Here is a 210-nt window from a genome sequence, read left to right as displayed (position 1 = left end):
AGAAAAAATGCCTGGCGACCTTGATCTCAGGCCGATAGAAACCGTTGACCAGTTTATTTATAGCCACTTCATCCGTATGTTCCAGTAAACGCTGGTTTGACGCCGGGGAAAAATTTCGCAGATCCCGAATGAGGGATAACCCAATGCCCGCCTTCATGTCTTCGCCAGAAAATACCGTTTCGAAGGGTTGGAGTTTGCGCTTTGATAGCT

Annotated in this window: 1 protein-coding gene; it reads right to left on the bottom strand. The window is 47.6% G+C overall.

Annotated elements, in window-relative coordinates:
• Nucleotides 1-210: hypothetical protein (locus tag ACW9IR_RS30500; protein WP_457466337.1), on the bottom strand; the 210-nt coding region annotated here is incomplete at both ends.

Source organism: Pseudomonas sp. SDT291_1_S447, assembly GCF_054070155.1.
Note: the sequence above shows the minus strand (reverse complement) of the source record. Positions and strands in the feature narration are given on the sequence as shown.